This is a genomic window from Aliamphritea hakodatensis (assembly GCF_024347195.1).
Taxonomy (GTDB): Bacteria; Pseudomonadota; Gammaproteobacteria; order Pseudomonadales; family Balneatricaceae; genus Amphritea; species Amphritea hakodatensis.
In genome coordinates, this window is sequence record NZ_AP025281.1 from 138871 (window position 1) to 155501 (window position 16631).

Annotated in this window: 13 protein-coding genes; 6 read left to right on the forward strand and 7 right to left on the reverse strand. The window is 53.1% G+C overall.

Annotation, left to right across the window (positions count from 1 at the left end; genetic code table 11):
- Nucleotides 1-73: 73 nt before the first annotated feature.
- From PCI15_RS00605 to PCI15_RS00620, 4 genes are all read right to left on the reverse strand, one after another.
- Complete coding sequence (locus PCI15_RS00605; protein WP_271272432.1) at nucleotides 74-700, reverse strand: DNA-3-methyladenine glycosylase family protein; 627 nt, start codon at nucleotides 698-700, stop codon at nucleotides 74-76.
- Nucleotides 697-1878 carry a DUF805 domain-containing protein gene (locus PCI15_RS00610; protein WP_271272433.1) on the reverse strand — a complete coding sequence of 394 codons (1182 nt, stop codon included), beginning with the start codon at nucleotides 1876-1878 and terminating at the stop codon, nucleotides 697-699. The genes PCI15_RS00605 and PCI15_RS00610 overlap by 4 nt, the downstream gene beginning before the upstream one ends.
- A 22-nt stretch (nucleotides 1879-1900) precedes the next feature.
- On the reverse strand, nucleotides 1901-3598 hold the full coding sequence (locus PCI15_RS00615) for an Hsp70 family protein (RefSeq protein WP_271272434.1): 1698 nt from the start codon (nucleotides 3596-3598) through the stop codon (nucleotides 1901-1903).
- Nucleotides 3599-3845: 247 nt separating this feature from the next.
- Nucleotides 3846-4043, reverse strand: a complete 198-nt coding sequence (locus PCI15_RS00620; protein WP_271272435.1) for a DNA glycosylase family protein — start codon at nucleotides 4041-4043, stop codon at nucleotides 3846-3848.
- A gap of 280 nt (nucleotides 4044-4323) precedes the next feature.
- Here PCI15_RS00620 and pdxR point away from each other — a divergent pair, with 280 nt between their 5' ends.
- The gene (gene pdxR / locus PCI15_RS00625) at nucleotides 4324-5802 is read left to right on the forward strand and encodes a MocR-like pyridoxine biosynthesis transcription factor PdxR (RefSeq protein WP_271272436.1); all 1479 of its coding nucleotides are present in this window, start codon (nucleotides 4324-4326) and stop codon (nucleotides 5800-5802) included.
- Nucleotides 5803-5943: 141 nt separating this feature from the next.
- Nucleotides 5944-7494, forward strand: a complete 1551-nt coding sequence (locus PCI15_RS00630; protein WP_271272437.1) for a cytochrome D1 domain-containing protein — start codon at nucleotides 5944-5946, stop codon at nucleotides 7492-7494.
- 79 nt (nucleotides 7495-7573) lie between these two features.
- Here PCI15_RS00630 and PCI15_RS00635 read toward each other — a convergent pair whose 3' ends face one another.
- On the reverse strand, nucleotides 7574-7723 hold the full coding sequence (locus PCI15_RS00635) for a hypothetical protein (RefSeq protein ID WP_271272438.1): 150 nt from the start codon (nucleotides 7721-7723) through the stop codon (nucleotides 7574-7576).
- A 108-nt stretch (nucleotides 7724-7831) separates the two neighbouring features.
- Here PCI15_RS00635 and PCI15_RS00640 point away from each other — a divergent pair, with 108 nt between their 5' ends.
- Nucleotides 7832-8716 carry a LysR family transcriptional regulator gene (locus tag PCI15_RS00640; protein ID WP_271272439.1) on the forward strand — a complete coding sequence of 295 codons (885 nt, stop codon included), beginning with the start codon at nucleotides 7832-7834 and terminating at the stop codon, nucleotides 8714-8716.
- A 299-nt stretch (nucleotides 8717-9015) separates the two neighbouring features.
- Here PCI15_RS00640 and gcvA read toward each other — a convergent pair whose 3' ends face one another.
- A complete protein-coding gene (gcvA, locus tag PCI15_RS00645; RefSeq protein ID WP_271272440.1) occupies nucleotides 9016-9906 on the reverse strand; it encodes a transcriptional regulator GcvA in 891 nt (296 codons plus the stop codon).
- Nucleotides 9907-10259: 353 nt separating this feature from the next.
- On the opposite strand from gcvA, the gene PCI15_RS00650 reads away from it, so the two are divergent.
- The 3 genes from PCI15_RS00650 (at nucleotide 10260) to PCI15_RS00660 (ending at nucleotide 15570) form a co-directional block, all read left to right on the forward strand.
- Nucleotides 10260-11801: a trimethylamine methyltransferase family protein gene (locus tag PCI15_RS00650; RefSeq protein WP_271272441.1), complete on the forward strand. Its 1542-nt coding sequence runs from the start codon at nucleotides 10260-10262 to the stop codon at nucleotides 11799-11801.
- A 103-nt stretch (nucleotides 11802-11904) separates the two neighbouring features.
- On the forward strand, nucleotides 11905-14328 hold the full coding sequence (locus PCI15_RS00655; protein WP_271272442.1) for an FAD-dependent oxidoreductase: 2424 nt from the start codon (nucleotides 11905-11907) through the stop codon (nucleotides 14326-14328).
- A 207-nt stretch (nucleotides 14329-14535) separates the two neighbouring features.
- Nucleotides 14536-15570, forward strand: a complete 1035-nt coding sequence (locus tag PCI15_RS00660; RefSeq protein ID WP_271272443.1) for a GlxA family transcriptional regulator — start codon at nucleotides 14536-14538, stop codon at nucleotides 15568-15570.
- A 16-nt stretch (nucleotides 15571-15586) separates the two neighbouring features.
- On the opposite strand, the gene PCI15_RS00665 is transcribed toward PCI15_RS00660, so the two are convergent.
- A complete protein-coding gene (locus tag PCI15_RS00665) occupies nucleotides 15587-16495 on the reverse strand; it encodes a LysR substrate-binding domain-containing protein (protein WP_271272444.1) in 909 nt (302 codons plus the stop codon).
- Nucleotides 16496-16631 lie beyond the last annotated feature (136 nt).

The window sequence follows — 16631 nt, forward strand, 5'->3', positions numbered from 1 at the left end:
CTTGCGGGAGTATATTAAGAGAGTCCACCTCCTTCGTCACGCGAAGTTTAAGCCGCAGGCATGTACTGCCTGTTCAGACCGGTGCGCCGCGGTAGTACATCCAGAGAAACAGTGCGCCGGCGCTGCGGTACGGAGCCCAGTGGGCGGTCATGGCACGGGCGTCTTTGGCGCTGGGTTTGCCGTCCAGCCGTTTCAGTTTACCCAGGGCGGTGACCACAGCGAGGTCTTCGGCGGGGAAGATGTCTTCCCGGCCGAGGGCGAACATCAGATAGATTTCGGCACTCCAGCGGCCAAAGCCTTTCAGCTGGGTGATGGCGGCAATGGCGTCATCGTCCGGCAGGTCTGCCAGCCCGTCGATATCCAGCCGGCCTGAACTGACGGCTTCTGCCAGCCCGCGAATGTATTCAATCTTTCGGAAGGATAAGCCCGCAGCCCGCAGAGCTTCGTCGGAATGGGCACTGATGCAGCTGGCCTGCAACGGCTGAGTGCCCTGTGCTGTGAGCAGATTTTCCACCCGGCCCATAATGGCCGCGGCGGATTCTTTGGATAACTGCTGGCTGACAATGATATTCAGAAAGGTTCTGAACCCTGCCGGCCGGCTGCGGGGTGGCGGTGAACCCAGTTCGGCAAAGGCACGGGCGATATCGCTGTCCTGCAGGGCCAGTGCGTTGAGGTGCTGCGTTATTTTTTGTTGGTTCATATGGCTTTCAATATACCATCTGATTGCTGATCCCAATTGCTTTTCTTGCCGCCATAGATACTTCTGAAGGTACGTGTAAAAAGTGTTTTGTCACCACGGGGGTTAAGTTCTTCAACTTCATCTGAGGGACCAACGCCTAGCATGAGTACTAGCAAAAGTAGCGGACCAATATAGGGGATGAAGATAATTATTAATACGGAGAGTGACTGGCCAGTATCAATCGTTCTTTTGAAGGTAAGACATATGAGGGAATAGAGAAATACCAGCAAAAATAATATGTTTAACCCTTCCTGTAAAATGCTTTGCTGCGTGCTCTCGACGAGCGAACCGAATGCAAAAACAAATAGCCAAAGCGTTAGCACTAACAGGAATTCACGTCGCCGGATTCGGCCTTTGGGTTTGAACATTACTTGTAATATCCTCCGCCATGTGAACATTTTAATGGGAGCGATATCGATATGTGCTGCGTTGGATAGCATAGCCATTTTGTGGATAACGACAGGGTGTGCATGCCATTCGGACGATACTTCACTGCTCCAGTGAAAGTTGGTGTCCAGATAGGCAAGCAGATCTGCATGGATACTAGGTGCTTTATGGGTTTTTTCGCTCTCGAGTATACGGTTTATATCAACCATAATCTGCGATCCTACCTGGTACCTGACCTGATCATTAAAGAGAGTAGGGCAGCGAAGGATAGCTTCCCAGTGGGGAATACTGTTGATATTTTTCGTTTGCAGTAAGGTTTTACACTGATCGATGATGTGTTGGGCCTGCTGATGAATATTTATAGCATTCAGGAGAAGGGGCTGAGCTGTATTGTCTGTTTGATTAGTACCGGTGTCTGAGGTCCATTCTGTGCCGTATTCATATTCCGGTGTTGTTTCCTGAGCCGGGGTGGGAGTAACTGTATGGGCCTGATTGTTAGAAATATTGTCTTCCCAGGATGATTCTGTTGAGGTGTTCAAGTAATTTTCGGAATCTGCCTGCCAGACATTGGCGGAGTATTCGTGAACATCTGATTGGGCGTAATGCTGTGCTTGCTCATATGCCTCACGTATGTACATGAAAGCTTGTTGATCCTGCTCAGGATCAATTTTTTTCAGTTGTTTCAGATAAGCCCGTTTGATGATTTTAAGGTCGTCTGTTGGTTCCGTATCTAACTGCTGCCAGCAATTCATATTCTTTTCCCTGAATATGGATTTAGAAAACTAAATCTGATTTTATTTCGTTCAGGCGTTGCCTGACCTGTTCCCTGACGGACTTAATCGTTGCAGGGTCCTGGCCTTCAATCGCGTACTCGAACTGATAAATCAAATGTTCAATTTCATTTCTGCGCTCATCCAGAAATTCACTGTACATACATTCGGCTTCGCTGAGCACAGCAAGGTTGCGGGCATTTTCCCGGGGGTGAATTTTGTATTCTGCTATTTTTTCGAGAGATTGCTGAATTTCTGTCTCGCTAAGCTGATTAACAGAGTTTTGCAAAATCATGGTTTTTTCTTGACCGGTACTGATAACTTTTGCCGTGACCTCCAGGATACCGTTGACGTTATAGGTAAAGCGAATATCTACAGTTTCTTCCCCAGCGGGAGCAGAAGGGACACTGATGGCCATTTTACCGAGTAGGATGTTGTTTTTGACTAGCCGGTTTTCTCCCTGATAAATACTGAATGTCATGGAAGTCTGTTTATCAGCAATAGTCGAGTAGGTTTTCACACGGCTGACGGGTATAACAGTGTTACGCTGTATGATGACGTTATAAAAGCCAGACTGAATGCCGCTCTGGAATTCCTGCACAGTATTTATTCCCAGTGAGAAGGGGCAGACGTCTGTGAGAACCGTTTCCTGTAAATCGCTTTGTTTGTGTTTTAAGGCGGCGACGATGGAAACTCCCATGACGACAACCTGATCGGGATCTAGGGTGCATGACGGGATCCGTCCAAATATTCGGCCAACATGATTTTTAACCGTCGTCATACGGGAAGCACCGCCAACAAGAATAACGTCACTGACCTGGTCTTGTTTCAGTTTTGCGTCCCGGATTGCACGTTGAAGAGGGGTGTTAAAGCGCTCCATAAGAGGCGCAGTCCAGTTGATTAATTCCTCCCGGCTGATGGTCATGGCCACCAATCGGTTTTGAAGTTGCAGCTCGAACTGCACATGAGAAGTACCGCTTAAGGCTTCTTTAGCTTGGTTACATTGCCGGATTAGCAGGCTTTTTTCCTGAGCGCTCAGCTCTACAAACGTAATCTCATATTTATGACATAAACCTGTCGAAACTGCCCGGGTGAAATCTTCGCCGCCTAGAAAGTTGTCACCGGAGCAGGCATGTACTTCCAGAAGATCATCAAATTTTTCCAAAATAGAGATGTCCAGAGTACCGCCCCCTAAATCAACGATAACAAGTTGAGCTTCATCTTCGGTTTCATGTATGCCATAAGCGATCGCTGCGGCTGTGGGCTCGTTAATTAAACGTTCTGTGTGTAATCCTGCAATTGTTGCTGCGGCAATGGTTGCGCGGCGTTGATTGTCATTAAAATAAGCTGGCACACTAATGATGGCTTCGCTGATTTCTTCTCCGAGCCAGGCTTCAGCGTCTTGTTTAAGTTGTCTGAGAATCAGAGCCGAAAGCTCTTCGGGAAGGAAGCTCTGGCCCGCAAGATTAATCTTTTCATTTGTGCCCATCAGCCGCTTAAATTGACTGACAGTGACGTCCGGATGGCTGACCAGCCTGTTTTGTGCTGCCCGGCCAACGATGAGCTCTCCTTTGGAGGAAACACTTACCACTGAGGGTGTCAGTTTTTCGTCTAAAGCATTGGGGATTATTTCAACGCCGCCATTGCGCCAGATTGCAGCCAGAGAGTTAGTGGTGCCTAAATCAATACCAATTACAGCCATTTAATCATCCTTAATTTATCAGCCAGACCCGCAGGGGTTTTAAGCTGTTACTCCAGCACTGCGAGCCGTAGGAGTGATGTTATCACCTGATGTAGGCGTAACAAATGTAGGCTATGAAAAACAATTTTTCCTGTTCAAAAGTAAGATGATAGAGCAATGCAGAAAATGACAGTCGACGCTAAACCTTAGAGTTGTTGTATAGAGTTAAAGCAGTGTTAGAAATATTCGTTGAGAAAATTGTCAGATTTCAGATTTCCGCCCGGCCCATAATGGCCGCGGCGGATTCTGTTGATAACTGCTGGCTGACAATGATATTCAGAAAGGTTCTGAACCCTGCCGGCCGGCTGCGGGGTGGCGGTGAACCCAGTTCGGCAAAGGCACGGGCAATATCGCTGTCCTGCAGGGCCAGTGCCTGAAGGCTGGTGTCGATCCGGGACTGATTCATCGGCAGATACTCCTGTTTAAACAGTAGGCCCGTGCAGAGGGCGGTTTATTGATCAGGGTTAAGAAATTGTTATCCAGTCAGCGTTCTGACCTCAGGAGTATACGAATAAATGTCCGGGCGGTGCGATAATCTTCACAGGTGTACAGAGGCGGTTAGCCGGTCAGGGAATGACTGTGGATGGCGGCCTCGGCAGTTTTCACTGCGGTGATTCTGTACCGGCTTGCTATCTGCAGGCTGACGGTACACGCCATCATATTGTTTCTGAACAGGGAAGTCAGATATGTATATTCAGTTACCCATCCGGATCTCCAGATGTTCGGATGAGACGTTGCAATCGCAGATTATTAACCAACTGAGAGACAGCATTGGCAATGGTTGTTTAAAGCCGGCCTCCCGCCTGCCTTCGGTGCGCGAACTGGCAAAACAGTTGGGTGTTTCGGTGAATACGGTACTGCTGGCCTACGATGAGCTGCATTCGGAGGGCATTATTGAGCGCAAGCCGGGGCTGGGGACCTATGTGTCGGATCGCAGACCGGCGGATTTTATTCTGACCCCAGCGGCAGAAGACGGAGCAGGAGCACAATGCTGTGAGCGGCTGGCTGACCGGCAGCCTCCGGTATTTTCCGGACGCCGGCAAATGGTGGTCCGGGATGACAGCGCTGTGCCTGATATCGATTTTTGGCTTGGCCGGCCCGATGCCGGCAGCTTTCCCCTGAAGGCCTGGCGACGAAGGGTGAATGTCAGGCTGAAGCATGCCGGGCAGCAGTTGGTGAATTATGGTGACCCGGCCGGTTTATATGAGCTGCGGGCGGTCATTGCCGATCATCTGGCACAGACCCGCGGTTTTCGTGCCCGTCCGGAGCAGATCATTATCACCCACGGCATTCAGGAAGGGCTGAGCCTGGTTTCCCGTCTTTTGCTGCGTCCCGGCGCGGAGGTGCTGGTTGAATCGCCCTGTTATACCGGGGCGTATTATCTGTTTGAAAGTTACGGGGCAAGGCTGCATTCGGTTCCGGTAGATACCGGCGGCCTGCAGGCCGGCCGGTTACCGCCCGGAGACATCAGCCTGGCGTACGTGACCCCGTCACATCAGTATCCCACGGGGTATACCCTGTCTTACCCGCGGCGGCAGCAATTGCTGGCGTGGGCCTGGCAGCATAACTGTTACATCTTCGAAGATGACTATGATGCTGACTTTCGTTACGGCTCCAGCCCGTTGCCTGCGCTGATGTCGCTGGATAGCCGGGGGTGTGTTATTTACGCCGGTACCTTTTCCAAGTCGATGGGGGCGGGCTTGCGGCTGGGCTATCTGGTGCTGCCGGCTGAAATTGCTGAACATGCACGGACCGTGAAAAGCCAGCTGGATAACGGCAATTCATGGCTGAATCAGGCGGCCATGGCGGATTTTATAAGAGGCGGTGATTACCTGCATCATCTGCACCGGATCCGTGAGCGCTACCGCAACCGGCAGGAAACCCTGATCCGTCAGTTATCCCGGCGGTTCGGTGAAGCTGAGGTTTCCGGTACCGAAGGAGGCATGCACCTTGCCTGGCACCTGCCGGACACGTTTCCTGATGCAGACAGCATACAGCGGATGTCTGAAGCGGTGGGGGTGGGAGTCTATACGATTAAAAACTGTGCTTCTCTTGCGGCAGATAACAGCCGGATCAGCCACAGGGTGTTGCTGTTCGGCTATGCGGCAGTGCCGGAAGTAAAAATCACCGAAGCGGTGGCCAGAATGGCCCGTCTGCCACTGTGACGCTTAAACCGGCGGCTTTCGTTGATACAGGTCATGGCAGCCGGGGTGTTACTAAACCGCCGCTTAACTGTGTACCTATGAACTGTGCCGTCCTGAAAATACCTTGCCTGTGAAACATCACAGAAAAACAGGTGAGACATAATGGGAAATATATTACACAAGAGCAGACTTTTGATCGGCGCGGTATTGTTGTCACAGTTTTCGCTGGTGGCGGCGCAGGAAAACAGCACCTCTGAAGAGTTGTTTGCAGACAAGTGCGGTGCATGCCATGGCATGAACCGGGCGGGATACATCGGGCCTGCCCTGAACAGTAGCAGCCATGGTAACTTTCCGGTGGCCGCGCTGGAGGCTCTGATCACTTACGGTATTCCCGGCACGCTGATGCCGCGGTGGGAAGGCCGGTTGTCCAAAGAAGAGATTACCGGCATTGCCGAACTGATTATTAATGAGCCGGTGCCGGATGTGTCCTGGGATATGGCGGATATTAAAAATTCGCTGGAAGTGTATGTGGCAGATGAAACCAGCCTGCCGGATGCCCCCGTGTATCCGGTTGAAAATCTGGCTGCATTAATGGCGGTGATGGAACGGGGCTATTACTCCGACGGAGAAAACGCCAGAGTGCTGTTCTTCAATGGCCAGAATCATGAGATTGTGGGTGCTATAGACGTTGATAAAGCCCCCCATATTCTTGATTACCATCCAACGGATGAGCGCTGGGCGTATCTGAAGACCGACGGCGGCCGGCTGTACAAGCTTGATCTGTATTCCATGCAGGCCACACGGAGTATCCGTGCCGGTTTTACCGGCCCTTCCATTGCGGTCTCTTACGACGGCAAATATGTCGCCACCGGTTCGTTTGTGCCGTATACCGTGGTGATTCTGGATGCTGACACGCTGGAGCCGGTGAAGTACTTCGAGCTGAAGGGGGAGAATATCGAAGGGGAGATGGTTGATTCCGTCTCAACAGGGATAACCGCCACCCCTTATGGCAATTATTTTGCCATCACCCTTAAGCATGCGGATCAGGTATGGATTGTAGATCTGGATACCCCTGACTTCGCCGTTACCAGAGTGAAGAATGTCGGCCGGGATCTGCATGATTCTTTCCTCTCCCGGGACGGTAAACAGATGATCGTTGCTTCTTATGTCGACGATAAGCTGGTGGCGGTGGATTACGAGCAGAAGAAGGTGGTGGGCAATGTGCCGGCCGGCTGTCAGCCCCATGTGGGCTCCGGGGCCATTGTTGAAGTGAACGGCCGTGACATTGGTTTTGGCACGAATATCGGCCGGGGCGCCGGGTGCGATAAAACGGTGGTGACCGCCTTTGATGCGCAAACGTTTGAGGTCATTAAACAGATCCCTACCATTGGGGCAACGGAATCCCCGGCGGCACATCCTGATTCACCTTACGTGGTGGTCGATATTGTCAGCGGTGAAGACAGTGCCATACAGTTTATTGATAAGAATTCTCTGGAAGTGGTGAAAACCATGGATATTGGCGGCCATGCCTATTTCCCTGAATTCACCCATGACGGTAAATACATTTATGTCAGTGCCGGATATCAGGGCAATGAACTGGTGATTATTGATGCTGAGACCCTGTCTGTCGTGAAGCGGGTACCGGTTGAGTCGCCGGCGGGCATTTTTGGCCACAATCGTCCGAAGATCAAAACCATAGGCTTTAAATCCTGAGGTTCATCAGGGGAAGGTGTCGCCTTCCCCTGCTTTTCTGACGGGCGGCAAAGCACTGCCCGTGCCGGTATATGGCCGGTTATTTCGCAGTCCCGTTGGCACAGCATTTGTGTTCCGGTTCACTGACAGTCTGCTTAGGCCCCTTTGTCAGTGCTGCTTCGAGCAGGCGCAGGCTGCCGGTTGTCAGGTAGTAGGTGTGGGCGATCTGCTGTTGATAACGTTGTTCCATGATTCACTCCTTAAAGCGTTGTCGTTCATCATGGGAATTACTCTATACTGATCCATAAATGATGATAATTGGCCGTCCTGGCAAATAATTAATCGAGAAATTCGAATAATGGATCATATCTCAGCACTCCGTGCCTTCCTTCAGGTAGCCCGGCGGGAAAGTTTTTCCGCCGCTTCCCGGGATCTGAATACCGCTGCGTCGGTGATCAGCCGTTATGTTAAAGAGTTGGAAAGTGATCTGGGGGTGCGGCTGTTCACCCGGACGACCCGCAAAGTAGCTTTAACGGAGGCCGGGCAGAACTTTCTGCTCAGGGCTGAAGCGCTGCTGGATGACTTTGACGCCATGCGGGAAAGCACGCAGGCATTGCACTCGCAGCCATCCGGCCGGCTGCGGGTGACGGCCCCGCTGGCGCTGGGGCAAAATATACTTGCCCCGCTGCTGCCGGAGTTTATGAAGCGTTATCCCAAACTGGCGGTGAGCTTACATTTAACCAATCAGGTGATTGATCTGGTGGAGGAAGGCTGTGATCTGGCGGTGCGCTTTGTGGCGCATCTGGAGGATTCCGGCCTGGTGGCCCGAAAGCTGGGAGAGTCGTCTTCACTGCTGTGCGCCACCCCGGCGTATCTGGCTGAATCGCCGGCATTACAGTCACCGGAGGATCTGCCGGCACACAGCTGTGTACTGTTCTGTGATGATGGCTCCAGCCGCTGGGCGCTGGCATCTCTGTCCGGCGAGCCTCTGAGCATCAGGGTGAATGGCAGGTTGTCGGTGAACAGTATGGAAGCGGCGCGTACTGCGGCGCTGGGGGATCTGGGGATCAGTTTATTGCCGGAGTTTCTGATACGGGAAGACCTGAAAAACGGCACGTTGCAGGCTCTGCTGACGGCATTTACACCGCCGGCCACGCCCTTTTACCTGGTTTATCCACAGCGGCAGTTTGTACCGATGAAGGTGCGCTGTTTTATGGATTTCTGCCTTGAAAAACTTGGCTGATGTTGCCGGAGCAGGCAATTAGCGGGGCAGGAATGTTCCGGTTTGCAGCGCTGCAGGCCACAGCTGGCGGGTACTTAAGCAACAGCTTATTAAAAATCTATATGCATCTATAAGAAATACTCGTTAGGCAAGAGACGCCGGTTCCGGTAGCTTATGATGAGGTACGGAGCGCACCGTAATCCGTTACGGCGTTTTGTGCTGTCTACTTCAATTTGTTGTACATCTTATACACCCGGGCCTGCCTGGGGTTTGCTGAAACTGCTCTTTAAGGTCGGCAAATTCCCTGCCCGGGATTTTTTTCAGATTTCCAGATTTGCATGGGTCAGCAACCAGTCGCGGAACGCGACGATGCTGGGGTTATTGGCGTTTTTGCTTGGATAGGCCAGATGATAGGCCCAGCGGCTGATAAAGGTATCATCAAATAACCTCACCAGATGCCCCGCCGCCAGATGATCTGACACCAGCGCCGTGGAGCACATGGCCACCCCCTGACCGTCTATTGCCGCCTGCATCAGTACGTTACTGTCATCCAGAATGCTGCCCCGGCGCGGGTTTACGCCATCCGCCCCGACCTGTAACAGCCACTGGGTCCAGGTGTAGTAATCAAGGTCGTGCAGCAGCGGCAGATCCGCGAACTGGTGGGGGGAGGTGATCTCACCGTGGCGGTGGATAAACGCCGGGCTGCAGACCGGGAAAAAATCCAGATGGATGATTGGATACGCTTCCAGACCGGGCCATTCACCGTTGCCAAAGGTAATACAGACATCAACATCGGTATTATCGAAATCGGCAATGATCTGTGAGTAGTTGAAGGACAAATCAATTTCCGGGTACTGCTGGCTGAATTCTGGCAGGCGCGGCGACATCCATTTGGCGGCGAAGGCGGAACCCATCCGCAGTTTCAGCGACTGGCGGTTATGTTCCTGCAACAGGCCACTGATCGCCGCGTCCATTTCATCAAAACATTTGCTGAGTTTGTGCATCAGCTCTTCGCCGGGTTCGGTCAGTTCCAGCTTACGGGGATAACGCACGAACAGGGGCGTCTGCAAGTACTCTTCCAGTGACTTGACCTGATGGCTGATGGCCGCCTGGGTGACGTGCAGTTCTTCCGCCGCCAGGGTGAAGCTGAGACGACGGGAAGCTGCTTCAAAGGCTTTCATGCTGTTCAGCGGTGGGAGACGTCGGGCCATAGGCGGTTTTTATTCCCAATTGTTATGAAGTTTACGTGTTTCAGACTGTTTATTTATTAAACAGTTGTCCGGTGTGCGGCAAGTATCCGTTTTTTTCCCTGCCGGGGGTATGCGCTGTATCAACTTTCTGCTGATTTCTGGACAAACATATTTGGTACTACCGTTTTTTAGCCATTATATCAATGACTTATGTTAAGTGCTTGTGGATTAGATTATCTAATCCGTGGGTAAGAATATATCAATTGTGAATTCAGCTGTGAAGGTGGAATATTTTCTCGAATACGACCTTAGAGTAGTTAAAAAGCGACCTGTCAGGTCGTAAATAATAAGAAGTTTAGATATCAGGAGTGATCATGGCACGTAGATCTGGTGGTAGGAAGGCGATGCTGGCGCTGCGCAGTAAGCCGCTTGATAAAGATTCCAAGCCGGTTCTGCCCGGTGAACTGGGCGGGACGTTTCAGCCGCTGACACAGTCGGAAATGGAGCAGGTTGCTGAAACTGCTTTTAAGATTCTTGAGGAAATCGGTTTTTCTCAGGCGACGCCACACTGCGTTGAGATGTGTACCAAGGTGGGCGCGATTGTCGGTGAGGACGGGCGTTTGCGTTTTCCGCGTGCCGTGGTCGAGGATGCCATGAGCAAGGCAAACCGGAACCTGACCCTGCATGCTCAGGATCCTGAGTTTGATCTGGACTTAAGTGGCCAGCGGGTGCACTTCTCGACGGCCGGTGCAGCGGTAATGATCGCTGATCCGATGAAGAATGAATACCGTGATTCAACCGCCAAAGATCTCTATGACATGGCGCGTATTGTCGATAACTGTGAACACATCCACATGTTTCAGCGTACCTGTGTACTGCGGGATATCGCCAGCCCGCGGGAAATGGATCTGAACACCACGTACCTGTCTGTGCATGGCACCACCAAGCACGTGGGTACCAGCTTCACGGAAGCTGAGCACGTTGATGAAACCATCGATATGCTGGAAATTATTGCCGGCGGTGAAGACCAGTGGCGGGCGCGCCCGTTCGTGAGCATGTCTAACTGTTTCGTGGTACCGCCGATGAAGTTTGCCGAGGAGTCTCTGGACTGCCTGCGGGTTGGTGTTGAGCGCGGTATGCCGATTCTGCTGCTGTCGGCCGGTCAGGCAGGTGCAACCGCACCGGCGATGCTGGCAGGTGCTGTGGCGCAGGCCTGGGCCGAATGTCTGGGTGGCCTGGTCTACGTGAATGCCATTAAGCCGGGTGCACCGGCGATCCTGGGGACCTGGCCGTTTGTCAGTGACCTGCGTACCGGTGCCATGAGTGGCGGTTCGCCGGAGCAGGGCCTGCTGTGTGCGGCCTGTGCGCAGATGGGTAACTATTTTGATCTGCCTACCGGTACTGCGGCGGGTATGTCTGACGCCAAATTCCCTGACTTCCAGGCCGGTGCAGAACGGGGTTACGGTGCGTCTGCTGCGGCGATGGCCGGTGCCAACATTGTATATGAGTCTGCCGGTATGTACGCCAGTCTGCTGGGGGTTTGCCCGGAATCTTATCTGATGGATAACGATGTGCTGGGTGCCTGTATGCGGATGACCAAAGGCATTAAAGTGGATGAGGCATCCCTGAGCTTTGATACCCTGAAAGATGTCTGTCTGAATGACCTGGGCCATTATCTGGGCTCCAGCCAGACCCTGTCGGTGATGCAGTCTGAATATATTTATCCGGTGGTCAGCGACCGTGACAGCCCGAATGTCTGGCAGGAAAAGGGTAAGCCTGTCCTGCTGGAAAAAGCCATAGAGAAGAAGAACACCATTCTCAGCACCTATTTCCCGAAACACATCAGTGATGAAGTGGATCAGGCGATCCGTGAGCGCTACACCATTCATATTCCGGCATCGGAAATGGGCCGTTAATTATTCTGCAGGCAGCCAGACTGCCTGTTAATGGCGATCTGCACCCCGGGTGCCGGTCGCCGTTCTGCCTTTAAAAGGGCATGAATTTAAGGAGAAGAATTGTATGCAGTCAACAGCAAGAGTTGTCATCGTCGGCGGCGGTTCACTGGGTGTGAACCTCATGTATCACCTGACTAAAGAAGGCTGGACCGACGTTCTGTTGATCGAAAAGGGCGAGCTTACCTCCGGCTCGACCTGGCACGCGGCGGGCCTGTGTCCGAATTTTAACGGTAACCACACCCTGTCGAAGATCCATGAATACACCATCAAGCTTTATGATGAGATCATTCCCCGGGAAACCGGCCTGCCGTCAACCTTCCATCGTACAGGCAGCCTGCGGGTAGGTTACACCGAAGTTGAAGAGCAGTGGTTCCGTAACATCATCAGCCGCTCCCGTAACGTGGGCTGTGAAATGCGTTTCATCAGCCGTGAAGAAGCCAAAGAAGTGAATCCGCTGATGAACTTCGATAATGCCCGCTGCATTCTGTACACCCCGAATGACGGTCACATCGATCCGACCTCCATCGTTATGCCGCTGGGCCAGCTGGCCCGTGAAAACGGTGCCAAAGTGTCCCGTTTCAACCGGGTCATTGATATCAACCTGCTGCCAAGCGGTGAATACGAAGTGATCACTGAGAAAGGCACGGTCATTGCCGAGCACGTGGTAAACGCCGGTGGCTGTTTCGCACCGGAAGTTGGCCGCATGGTGGGTGTACACATTCCAATCGTGAATCTGGAACACCAGTACCTGGTAACGGATGATCACCCTGAAGTGGCCAAGCTGGCCCGTGAAATGCCGGTTACCCGTGACTCCTGGGCGGCCAGTTACATCCGTCAGGAAGGTAATGGTTTCCTGATCGGTCCGTATGAAACCTCCGGTGCCAAACCGTGGGCGCTGGAAGGCATGGACTGGGACTTCGACCGTGGTCTGTTCCCGGGCGATCTGGTCCGTATCATGCCGTTCCTGGAACGTTGTATGGAACTGGTGCCGGGCTTCAGCGAAGTGGGTATCCGTACCATTATCAACGGTGCGATCACGCACACCCCGGATGACAACTTCCTGGTGGGTCCTGCGAAGGGGCTGCGGAACTTCTGGAACCTGTGTGGTGCTTCTATCGGTATTGCTCAGGGCGGCATCGGTAAGTATCTGGCGCAGTGGATGGTGCATGGTCAGACAGAACTGAACATGGCATCGCTGGACAGCCGCCGGTTTGATACCTGGGCGGATAAGAACTACTGCATCACCCGTGCTATCGAATCTTACGAGCGTATGTATTCCTTTGGTGCGCCGAACGATAACCGTCCGCATGGCCGTCCGATGCGGGTCAGCCCGATGCACGCCCTGCTGGGACAGAAAGGCGCCGTGCATGTGGTGAATACCGGCTACGAGAAGCCTTCCTGGTTCACCACTGATGAAATCCGTGGCGAAACCCACAATTGGGCGCACAGTGAAGCACACGCCGCTGTGGCAGAAGAATGTGCCGCAGTACAGAACGCCTGTGGTATTGCCGACCTGAGCGGTACTGCGAAGTTTGTGGTCAAAGGTCCGGATGCATTTGCCTTCCTGGATAAGCTGTCCTGTAACAAGCTGCCGGCGAAAGACGGTCGCATTACTCTGACCCTGTTCCACGCTGAAAATGGCGGCATCATGGCTGAACAGACCATCAGCCGGATTGCCGAAGATCACTTCATTCTGATGGGCGCGATTGGCTCGCAGGTGAAAGATTACCAGTGGATGGAATGGCACAAAGACGGTTACGACGTGACCATCGAAGATATTACCGAGTCCTGGGGTGGCCTGTTACTGACCGGTCCTAAGGCCCGTGAAATTCTTCAGGAACACCTGGACGAAGAAGAAGATATCAGCAACGCCGGTTTCCCGTGGCTGTCCTGCCGGACGATCAAGGTGGACTCTGCCGACGTATTTGCGATGCGGGTATCTTACGCCGGCGAACTGGGCTGGGAGCTGCACATGCCGACCTGGCAGGTGGTCTCTATTTATGAATCCCTGTTCCACAACGGTGCAGCGCTGGGTCTGCGTGACTTCGGTGGCATGGCCATGAACTCTATGCGGATGGAAAAAGGCTACCGTGCTTACGGCCATGAATTCACTGAAGAAATTTCCGGTGCAGAAGCCTGCATGGATCGTTTCATGGATCTGAGCCGCGACTTCATCGGTGCTGAAAATATCCGTGAGCGTCAGCAGAACGGGCTGGAAATGGTGAATGCTTATCTGGTGTTTGATGATGATATTCCGGCGGAATGTTTCGGTAACGAAGCGGTCTGGGTTGACGGTGAAATCACCGGCCTGACCACCGGCGGCGGCTACGGCCACCGTATCGGTAAGAGCCTGTCATTTGCCTATGTGAAGCCTGAGCATAACGTTGCCGGTCAGCAGGTCATGGTAGAAACCTCTCTGGGTGAGCGTAAAGCCCACGTTGAGATGATGCCTGCCTACGATCCGAAGAACGAGCGTCTGCGGGTCTGATCAGCGGCGCTGATTGCAGTGAGTCTGTGAACGGGAACAGCGCTGCTGTTCCCGTTTCTGACCACCCTGAAAGACACTGGAAACAGTGCTTCTGCATAAGACTTCCTGTCCTTGGAGGTGTTATGCAGAGGGAACTTACACTGCCGTAATGACGGCTATCTCCCGGATAGAAATAGTCGGATTAAGATACTTTTGGAGACAATAATAATGAGCCAAAAAAAGATCGGATTTTTGCTGTTAGACCGCTTCAGCATGTTGTCATTCACATCTGCGCTTGAGCCGCTTGAAGTAGCCAATCAGGTTGCGGAAGAAAGTCTCTATGAGTACTTCACAGCGACGGTTGACGGTGAAAAGATCCGGGCATCCACCGGCGTAACAACCGTACCGGACTTCAGCATTGCTGAGCTGATTGCCAGCAAAGCCATTGATACGCTGATTGTTGTCGGCGGCTCCGAAGTTCCTGAACTGACGAATATGCTGGTGGCGCGCCTGCAGCGCTGTGCCGCCGGTGGTGTCTCGCTGGGCGGGGTTGCCAGCGGTGTGGTGGCACTGGCAAAAGCCGGCTTCTATGATGGCCAGAGCTGCAGTGTGCAACGTGAGTTTTCCACAGTGCTGCAGGAAGAACGGCCAAGAGTGGCGGTTACCCTGAAGCCGTTTACCACCGGTGGTCAGCGGTTCAGCTGTGCTGGCGGCTGCGCGATGCTGGAACTGATGATCAACCGGATTGCCGATGAGCAGGGCCAGGAACTGGCGCAGTCGGTGGCTGAGGCGCTGATGTTTGAATCGTCCATGATGGAACAGTCGGTCCATCTGCCGGACCCGGTGAAACTCAGCCAGCCGAAACTGGCAGAGATTATCGCCCTGATGGAAACCAATCTGGAAGAGCCGTTATCCCTGACAGAACTGGCCGGTTATGTGGGCATTTCCCGCCGGCATCTGGAACGGATCTTTAAGAAGCATCTGGATTGCACACCGCTAAAGTACTACATCAAACTGCGTTTACTGGCGGCCCGTCAGTTGCTCAAGCAAACGTCCCGGCCGATCATTGATGTGGCGGCTGCCTGCGGGTTTGTGTCGGCGGCGCACTTTAGCAAATGCTACAAAGCCCATATGCATATTACGCCTAAGGCCGAGCGTCAGGGAAAAGCGGTCCCGCTTGAAGCGGCCGTTGCAACCCGGGTGGGCGATATTCCGGCAGCGTTGCTGTACAACAGTTTCCACAGTGCACAAATGCGTTTCTGAAAAACCGTGTCCGCCATCAGGGATGCTCGCTGATATCCTGCAGCATCCAGCGGACAAACGCCTCAATATCCGGCTGTGGCCGGGTATCTTTCCGGTACGTCAGCCCCCATTCCCCCAGATTACTCACCGCGTGTTCACTGGGGTGGATCAGCCGGCCGGCTTTTAAGTCTTTATCCGCAAACGGCCCGTTCAGCAGGGCAATGCCTTCGCCGTCCATCGCCATTTCCAGCGCAATGGCGGTGCTGTCTGTACTCAGTGGCCGGTTCGGTTGCGAGGCACAAAAGCCTGCCGCTTCAAACCAGTCCTGCCACTGCCAGCGTTCAGATGTCACCGTGATAAGCGGGTATTGCAGTATCTCTTCTGGCTGCAGATCCGTCTGATGGCTGACCAGTGAAGGATGGCACACCGGGCGCAGTGCCGGCCGGATCAGCGGCTCCCATGCCAGATGGGATGGCGCGGCGGTACGGCTGAAAATCAGCCCGATATCCGCATTGGATTCGTCAAAATCCTGCTCTTCAATGCTCGAAATCAGTTGCAGTTCAATGCCCGGGTGGGCGGCCCGGAAACGGCTCAGCCGGTGCGACAGCCAGCGAATCGACACCGAAATGTAGGTCTGAATTCTCAGCGGTTTGACGGCGGCGCTGCGGCGCAGCATTTCGCTGCCATTGATCAGTTCTTCCAGTGCCCGCCGGGCAATCGGATAAAAGCGCTCCCCTTCGGGGGTGAGTACCATTTGCCGGCCTTTCCGGTTGAACAGCTTCACCCCAAGATTTGTTTCCAGTGAAAGCACCTGATGGCTGATCGCCGGGTGGCTCAGGTTAAGTTCCTGAGCAGCTTTGCGAAAACTCAGTAAACGGGCTGTCGCCTCAAAGCCACTGAGGGTTTTCAGCGGGGGGAGCTTGCGGTGGTTGATGGCTTTTTCCATGACTGAAACCGGCTCGGTAAGAAGAATGTTTAATGGTAATAAAACTTACCATAAAGAAGATATTTATCAATTGTGAGAGGTTTTTCCTCTGTGTCATGATGGCGGCTATCCACTGCTGAAAAGCAGGCTCTGCAGG